The following is an 8,857-nucleotide window of genomic DNA, read 5'->3' on the forward strand; positions in this document are numbered from 1 at the left end:
TATAATTTGCTATTAGTATCTTTTTAAAAATATTTACAATTATTTTAATAGGTTATGCAAGAAGTCTATTAGAAGAAGTAACAAATGAGTATATTGATTTTTTCTTATTAGATGATAAAGGTTAAAAATTTTATTAATTTTACCTTTTTTCTTTTTTTGTTTTAACATAAAATTATCTTTTGTTTTGTTATAATGATGATATAGAAGTGAGGCGAATATTTATGGAATACAAAATTCGTAGTAAAAATATTATTATTACCGATGCAATGAACCAACATTTAGTTGATACTTTTAATAAGTTATTAAAATATCAACAAGTTAATGAAAATGATCTTGTTCATGTTGACATTGAATTTACGAAAGAAAACAATATTGTAATTCATACTGCAATTGATATTAGAGGGCGAAATAATTTTTTAAAAGCAGAAGTTCGCAATAGTGATTTTTATAAGGCAGTTGATCAAAGTTTATATAAAGTTGAAGAACAATTACGAAAAATTAAAGGCAAACAAGAAGACCGTCATAATAAAAATCAATCATTAGGAAAATTTTATAGTGAAGTGATTGCTGCAGAAGAGGAAGAACTTGATCTTGAATAATGTTCATAAATAAAAAATGTTTAACTAAATTTAGTTAAACATTTTTTATAATAATTACTTGTTATTACTTGGTCTACTTGCTGTGTTTGTTTTATTAACACGAATTGCTCCAATTCCTTCTAATAATCATATTAAAGCACCAATTAAAGCAATTAATTCACCAACAACAATTACTCATGTTGAAACTTCTTTTGTTGAAGTAATAATTGCACCAATCATTCCAATAATTGCAATAGTAATAAAAATAATTCCGGCAACTAATTTAGCAATTTTATGACGAATAAAGGTTGCAACACAGATAAATAAGAAAGCTGTAATCAAAATAATTGCACCATTATCACCAGTATTATTGTGAACAAAAAGTTTTGTGTTAACATTAACGTTTGGAAAAGAATTTAAGATTGCTAAGATAAATAATCATAACCCAGAAATTCAAATCATTACTTTTTGGAATGTTACATTAATTTTAATTGTTGCATATTTCATTTTTGCCATTGTTTTTCCTCCTTAACCATAACATTATTTATATTATAACTTAGTTTTAAAAATATTAATGATAAATTAAATAATTCGTAAAATATCGTTTGGTTTAATATTTAAAAAATTAATCATTCCAGGAGCAAGACAATAGACAAAATAACATTGTGGAAAATAATGACTCATTTTTTGTGGTCCAAAATTTTGAATTGTTTGAATAACTTCAAAATTTTTATTGCAAAAAATAATATCAAGTTGATAAAAAATTCCAAAACTATTAAAACCACGTACTTTCCGTAATAAATATCCATCTTTCATTGTGATATCATTTGGTTGAATTAAACTCGTGAATTTTTCCCGAAAAGTTTTAATCACATGAATATTAATGTATTGTGGAATACTATTAACAATTAATGCTTTACGATTTTTTAATAAATAATATTTTTTATTTCGTTTATGTTTTGTCCAATGAAATTTATAAACTACTTTTGAGAAAAATCCCATGCATAACACCTTTTTCCTTTTTTCTTAACAATTATATAAAATTATATTATAATTACCAAGAGAAAAGAGGTGTTATTTATGAAATTTGCATTGTTTTTAGCAACAGGTTTTGAAGAAGGCGAAGCAATTATTACAACTGATGTGTTACGACGAGGAGGCATTAAGCTAGAATTAATTAGTATTACTAAAGCATTAGAAGTTGTTTCATCCCATGATGTTACGATTAAGGCTGATAAATTAATTGAAGATATTAAATATGAAGATTATGATGGTTTCATTTTACCAGGTGGTCGCATTGGTGTTGATAATATTGCAAAAAATGAGATGTTAAAAGATTGGTTATTAAAAGCCAATAATGATCAAAAAACAATTGCTGCAGTTTGTGCAGCACCCCAAATTTTAGGACATTTAGGAATTTTAGACAATAAAGAAGCCACTAGTTATCCGGGATGTATCGAAGGAATGGAAAAGGCAATTTATAATGATGAAATGGCTGCTATTACTGATGGTCATATTATTACTGGGGCTTCAGTTGGTTCAACAATGAATTTTGCTTTAGCAATTGCTGATCGAGTTTTATGAGCAGAAAAAGTAATGAAACTTCAAAATGAATTAGTAATTCGTGATTAATTTATTTATATTAAATAGACTTCTTGCATAACCTATTAAAATAATTGTAAATATTTTTAAAAAGATANTAATNGCAAATTATAAATTGAAGCAATTAAATTAAATCTTAAACTAAATCGTTTTCTATGATTACGATATTTTTCTGTAATAATTTTAAATTTTTTAAGAATAGCAAAAATATTTTCAATAATAATTCTCATTTTTGAAACTAGTCTATTATGTTNTTTNTTTGTTTTCTTTGTAGGTATTAGAACATTATTGTGAATTTTTTGTATTCCTTGATAACCACTGTCAACTATTAATTTGGTATTTTTTAAAATTGAAATTTTTGATTCTTTAAATAAAGCATAATCATGTTTTTTTCCAAGNGAAANNCNTNTAATTTCTATTTTAAATATATTTTATAGGAATTTTAAAATAACTAGGTTATGCAAGAAGTCTATTAAAAAATAGTATGTTTAAATCTAATACTTTATCAATTATTCCGTGATCTGATACAGAAAAAAGTGGAACATGGCAAATTGAAATATCAAGAGAATTATTAATAAGTTATATTGATAATTATGTAAAAAATATTTCAATTAAAGTTGATAATAAATCAGTGGTATATAATTCTAATAATGANTTANNAGTTCCATTTGATAATAACACGATTTATTATGAAGATAATGTCTGAAAAGCAAAACAAAGTGGTGATATTCCATCAGATGGTATTAAAGATAGTGATTTAAATAAAGATTATATTGATAAGCAAGATGGTAAATATATTGTAAAAACATCACAAGACTTAAAAAATAATTATTACGATGCAGCTGCAATTGATAATATTTTATTAGATAAACAAGATAAATTAATAAGTGGAACAAACATTAAAACTATTAATGGTAATTCATTATTAGGGAGTGGTGATATATCTATTAGCGGGGGTAGTGATTGAGAATTAGTTAATACTAGTGATTTTAAACCTAATGATACTCAATATATTTTGNCAGTTACTCCTAATNNANTANNTNATGCAAGAAGTCTAACATTGAAGATGCTAAAATTGCGACAATTTTAGTAATGGCTTGTTCACCAGTATTTTTTTCTTTTGCAATTCAATTACCAAATTATCGAATTAAAACACAATATAATGTTCCTCCGACTAATTATTATTTATTAGGTGCTTCAGTAATTGCCTTGGTATTAAATTTTTTGATGGTTTATACACCGGGTTTAAACTTATTTTTTTAACAACAACCAAAGAACATAAATTTGACACTTCATCACTGTTATCTTGACAAATGACTGTAGTATCATTAGGAATGATGGTGCTTCCATTATTAATGTTGTTGGGATATGATGCATTTCGTAAATTAATCAAACGATAAAAGAATAACATTAAAAATTGTTTTATTAAGTCTTTATTATAAAATGTTGTCAGTCCAACTACTAAAGGAAAGCAAAAAATTTTTAATTTATTAAGCAATTAAAGTTTTTCAATATTTTTTAAAATTAGTTATTTTTCTTATATAATTAATTTAGTGATTCTTGGAATGGGTGAATAATATGTGAAATCTTGCAAAAGAGGCTACGCGAGGGTTTACAAAAAAAATAACTCAATTTATTGGGTTAATTTTGTTTATTATTGGTGCAGTTTTAACATTTACAGCTCTTTTTTCAACTGTTTTTCAAGTTAAAAATGGCTTAAATGATATTAAGAAAAATAGTCTTCCTTATCAATATGAAATTCGAGTAGATAGTTTAAATATTGATAATAATGTGTGAAAAAGAAATCCTGCTTGAAAAATAAATGAAAATAATCGTACTTTTTTAGCTCAGTTTTATGATGAGTCAGAAATTGATGCTGAGCATTTAACATTTAATAATATTCGTGCTGATGTTTTAGGGTTAAATTGTGATTTAACTAATTCTGAAATTTGTAAATGAACAAAAGAACCATCATACTTAAACCCAGAAATGGGGACATCTTCTTTTACTGCCTTAGTTAAAAATTTTAATAAGAATCTTACTGCTGCTTTTTTAAGTTATATTATTCATAATCCAGATGAAAGTCGTTTAAATGATTTAATTAATGGTGACAAAGCTGGCTTAGAACTTAGTTTTAATGTTGGTTATCAATTTACTGCAAATAATTTAGCAAAAGATACGCAATATTTTAATGCTACTGCTATTAACAAAAATAAAAATTTATTATATAATGGTGATGGTTGATGAGGTAATAATATTTTTTATACTCCGTTTAATCGTCTTTTTGAAGTAACAAAATGAGAACATATTAGTGATTTAACAGAAAATAACATTATTTTAAATAAACAATATGCTGATTATAATCATTTAAAACTTGGTGGACACTTTAATTTAGGAAATAGTCAAAATTTACAATTTAATATTATTGGATATGGGGCAAAGGTAAGTAATATTTATCCTGATTTAGTAAGTCTATCAACTCTTGCTACCGGTCATAAAATTATTGATTTAAAAAATGGTTCAGTATTATTTATGAATGATATTAATTTTAATGCTATCAAGCAAAATTTTTCAAATGGAACTGAAAAAATTACTAGTTTTATTAATGTTAATGGTAATTTAACTGAACCACAAAAAATAACTTTATTAAGAAAAGTTTTAAGCAATTATTTTGTAGCGCCTGATAATGCAATTGTCGCTTTTGAAGCATCATTACCGGGACAAGTTGTGATGTTAACAAATACTGGTTTTATTATTAATACTTCAATTGCTGTTGCTTGTTCAATTATTATTTTATTTATTATTGTTTTTTTCATTAAAAAAGATATTACTAATGCAAAACGACAAATTGGAGTCTTAAAATCATTAGGATATCATCGCTTTGAATTATTATTTATTTTTACTTTTAACATTATTTTTACAACTTTAATTGGTTGTTTATTAGGATGAGCTTTAAGTATCCCTCTGCAAATGTATTTCACTGGTTCAAATTTATATTCAATAGGATTACCATTATCATCATTTTATTTTAATCCACTAATTTTTGTTTCAGCGACAATTTTTATTCCACTTATTTTTATTGGTATGTCTTTCTTAATCTCATTTATTCTTTTAAGTCGGACAGCTTTGGATTTAATTTATGATTTAAAAGGTTCTAATTTAAATTTTCGTCCTAAAAAAGTAAAAAAAGGTCGTAAATATGCTCATTTTGGATTAACATTTAATGTTCATTTATCATTTACCTTTGCACTAAAATCTTTAGGAAAATGAATTATGGTATTAATTGTTTTAGTTTTTTCGTTCTTTTTGTTAATTTTCCAGTTGGATGCAGGAGTAATGGCACAAGGAATTGTTAAAGATTCTTTCCGTTATTTTAAGAATGATATTATATCATATTTAATTGCTAGTTATGATCAACAAGATATTGCACAAGAAGCCAGCAATAGTAAACCTTATCAGTGAATTACGGATGATAAGCGTATGAATTATTACCATGAGGCAAAAATTCTTGATGATAATAAAACATTTAACTTTCCAAATCCATTGATGTGCTTTACAAGTCTATCTGTTTCAGATTCAAAAAATATGAAAAAAAATTGTGGTGATTTATTAAATATTATTGGTGATCCAAGTGGTGCAACTCTTGTTAGAAGTAAAATTAATTATGATGAAGAAACAAAAACATATCCATATATAAGTACAACAACAGTTGAGGCAGTTGCTAATTATAAAGTTAAGGATAATGAGTCTGGTGAATTAATTAATGGATGAGATAATTTAGTAAAAATTATTAATCTTATGAAACCATTTTTAATTGAAAAAGGAATAAATGAAGCTGATATTCAAACAATTATTAGTGGAATTAATTTGGTTAATAGTTTAAGTACAACAACTAATGATCAATACCCAGATATTTATTTAGGACCATATATGGTTTATGATAAAAATTATGATTTCCCGTATGTTTTCTTATCAGCAGGTTGAAGTCCAGATGATACTAAAAATTCAAAAAATCCAGTTTCACAATTAAATGTTGTTGGGTTAACAAGTGATGAAACAGAGCGTAATCAATTATTGAATTATCGTTCTAAGACGACACCAAGTGATATTGCCCAAAAAGAAGTCTTTGGCTATAAAATTAGTTCAGACCCTACTGAGAATGACCCAAACGTTCCAATTAATGAACCAATACCAGTTCTTTTAGCAAAACGGGTTTATCAATCGATGAATTTAGTTTCGGGGGATATTTTTAAATTAAATGTTCGAATTACAAATGCTATTGGGTATGTTCCAGTTGCTTTTAAAGTGATTGGTTCAAATGATGCTGATATTAGTTCAGCGAATATTTATATGAATCAAGATTCATTAGTTACGGTTATGAACCAATGAGTTAATTTAACTAAAAAAGGAGAACAATTTTTACCAAATTCTTATTATAATGTTGTTGCATCACGAGCTAGTCCATTGGGAGTAACCTTGCAGCCTTATCGTATTATTTCGTCATTTTCATTAAACGATAATTATGATTTTACAATGTTTGATAATAATAAAAAACCGGATCTTAAAAATGCATTAGACTTAAGAACAAATTTAAAATTATTAAATGGCCTTAACAAAATATGACCATTTGATACTTTACGAGAAAATTATTCACAAGGAATGCGAACTGTCCGGGATGTTCTTAATGTTTTAGAAGGATTAATAATTGTCATTGTTGCTTTAATCTTATCAGTCTTAATTGCTATGGTGCTTGATGAAAATCGCCGTACAATCTTAACTTTAAAAGTCCTTGGATATCCAACATGAAAAATTATTGCAATTGTTTTAGGATTTTACTTATTTGCAATTGTTTTAGGTTATGTTTTAAGTTATGTTATTGCCCAATTATTATGGAATGTCATTGCTCATATTGTTTTTAAAAGTACCGGAATGTTATTAATTCCTTCCTTTTCATCTTATGTTGTTTCAATAGCAACATTAGCAATTGGTTTTATTTTAATTTCAGTAATTGGAATAGGGATTTGAAAAATTAAAAAGAATAAATTAATAAATATTACAATGGAATAAAAAATGTTATTTAATTAAATAACATTTTTTTAAATTTATTAATTTCTTATTAATTTTTTTTGTTAAACTAAATATATAGATATTGTGTTAGATTAATTTATGATAAATAAAATTAATTGCTATGGAAGTGGGAAAAATTAACAATGAAAAAGATATATACTTTCTGCATTATTGCAAGTTCTATTTTTGTTCAAAATCTAACCTTTAATGAAGTTCCTAATCATAGTCATAATACTCCATTTAGTTTTAATGAAAAACAATATATTCAAACAAGAATTTAAGGACTTGACAATATTTCTCGTAATGCAATTAAAATTTCTAATAATAGACTTCCTGCATAACCTATTAAAATAATTGTAAATATTTTTAAAAAGATACTAATAGCAAATTATAATTTTAATTAATTATGTCTTTTATTTAAAAATTTAATATTTTCCTACAACGAAAAATGACTTTTTTATTTATTAATTTTATATATATATATTTTTTTTTGCTTTTTTTTTTTAATTATTTCTTCATAATTTTTTTATTAAATTACTTTTTTTTATTTTTTATTATTATTATATTAAATATATGTATATTTAATTAATTTGTTTTTATATAGTTATTTAATTATTTTATTTTTATGAAAATGTATTATTTTTAACTTTTTGTTATTTGTTTTAATTTTTNTTNTNTTTNTATNGTTATTTAATTTTGCTTAGTATACCGCATTTAAGAGTTATCAGCATTTACAGGGTATATCTACTCAATGAGCGCGCCCAAATGTGCTGACGGCCATAAAATGTTGAGAATAACAATTTCACGCTGGCGCCAGTCGGACTAAAAAAAAATACTTTGCTTTAGCTTTACATATACAANANTTTATATGTATATACATATATATATATTTTTTTTTAGCTCTGCTATCATCAACCCACAACTATAGAATGTAACCTAAGGATTGTCTCTTGACTACATATTGGATTCTAAGCCTGCTGCCCCTAGATTAAATAGGGTTTCATGTGACCCAAGCGTACCTCAGCTAACATTCGCATTGCACCAAACCAATATACTCATCTGCCTACATGAAAGAGCAAACAATAAATTAGTAATATGGTAATGAGAGAGAGTGGATTGCTGGAGTGTTTTATATGTTATTTATAATCTCTATCAATACTGGAATATGATTGTAAATTGTGGAGTTTTTTCATTTCCCATTAAACAATTAGAAGCTTGAGTTAAACGACTTATGTTGAGGCTTTTGAACTGAGGCTTTATCTCTGAGTACCTGATCACCAGCGGACTCAGAGCGAGAGGTAGTGTAGAGAATGATATATATGCCGGGGCATATTCAGTGAGTGACTCGTTGAGCCAGATTATTGAGCTGATTGTCGCTCCGATGAGCAATGCCTTTTTTTTACAAATTCTTATACAATAACTCATATTGCCATTGTCTTGCACGAAGTGTCATTGTAGTAGTTCGGGTATGTTCGTAAATTCCTCAATACTCTCCCGCAGTTCACAGTTGACGACGCGTCGTCAATGCTTTTCTTTAGCAAATCACTGTGATTTGATTTAACACTAACTAGATCTATTATAAATATTTAAAAAANATAANAAATATTTTT

The 8,857-nt window shown here is 25.7% G+C and carries 7 protein-coding genes and 1 pseudogene; 5 read left to right on the forward strand and 3 right to left on the reverse strand.

Annotated elements, in window-relative coordinates:
* Positions 1–221: 221 nt before the first annotated feature.
* Positions 222–599 carry a ribosome hibernation-promoting factor, HPF/YfiA family gene (hpf, locus tag BST80_RS01405; RefSeq protein WP_400249225.1) on the forward strand — a complete coding sequence of 126 codons (378 nt, stop codon included), beginning with the start codon at positions 222–224 and terminating at the stop codon, positions 597–599.
* 54 nt (positions 600–653) lie between these two features.
* On the opposite strand, the gene BST80_RS01410 is transcribed toward hpf, so the two are convergent.
* Positions 654–1,094, reverse strand: a complete 441-nt coding sequence (locus BST80_RS01410; protein ID WP_415745632.1) for a hypothetical protein — start codon at positions 1,092–1,094, stop codon at positions 654–656.
* 66 nt (positions 1,095–1,160) lie between these two features.
* Entirely contained in the window at positions 1,161–1,580 is a 420-nt protein-coding gene (locus BST80_RS01415) for a hypothetical protein (RefSeq protein WP_415745633.1), read from the reverse strand.
* 78 nt (positions 1,581–1,658) lie between these two features.
* On the opposite strand from BST80_RS01415, the gene BST80_RS01420 reads away from it, so the two are divergent.
* Positions 1,659–2,210, forward strand: coding sequence for a DJ-1 family glyoxalase III (locus tag BST80_RS01420; RefSeq protein WP_415745634.1), 552 nt, complete (start codon positions 1,659–1,661; stop codon positions 2,208–2,210).
* A 56-nt stretch (positions 2,211–2,266) separates the two neighbouring features.
* Here the strand turns inward: BST80_RS01420 and BST80_RS01425 are convergent.
* Positions 2,267–2,575 (reverse strand): annotated as a pseudogene (locus BST80_RS01425) (transposase family protein); the annotation flags it as partial.
* A gap of 697 nt (positions 2,576–3,272) precedes the next feature.
* Between BST80_RS01425 and BST80_RS01430 the strand changes: the two are divergent.
* From BST80_RS01430 to BST80_RS01440, 3 genes are all read left to right on the forward strand, one after another.
* Complete coding sequence (locus BST80_RS01430) at positions 3,273–3,443, forward strand: hypothetical protein (protein ID WP_415745635.1); 171 nt, start codon at positions 3,273–3,275, stop codon at positions 3,441–3,443.
* 315 nt (positions 3,444–3,758) lie between these two features.
* A complete protein-coding gene (locus BST80_RS01435) occupies positions 3,759–7,247 on the forward strand; it encodes an FtsX-like permease family protein (RefSeq protein WP_415745636.1) in 3,489 nt (1,162 codons plus the stop codon).
* A gap of 143 nt (positions 7,248–7,390) precedes the next feature.
* Complete coding sequence (locus BST80_RS01440) at positions 7,391–7,528, forward strand: hypothetical protein (RefSeq protein ID WP_415745637.1); 138 nt, start codon at positions 7,391–7,393, stop codon at positions 7,526–7,528.
* Positions 7,529–8,857: the final 1,329 nt, after the last annotated feature.

It is taken from the genome of Spiroplasma sp. Moj (assembly GCF_016082285.1).
Classification (GTDB): domain Bacteria; phylum Bacillota_I; class Bacilli_A; order Mycoplasmatales; family Mycoplasmataceae; genus Spiroplasma; species Spiroplasma phoeniceum.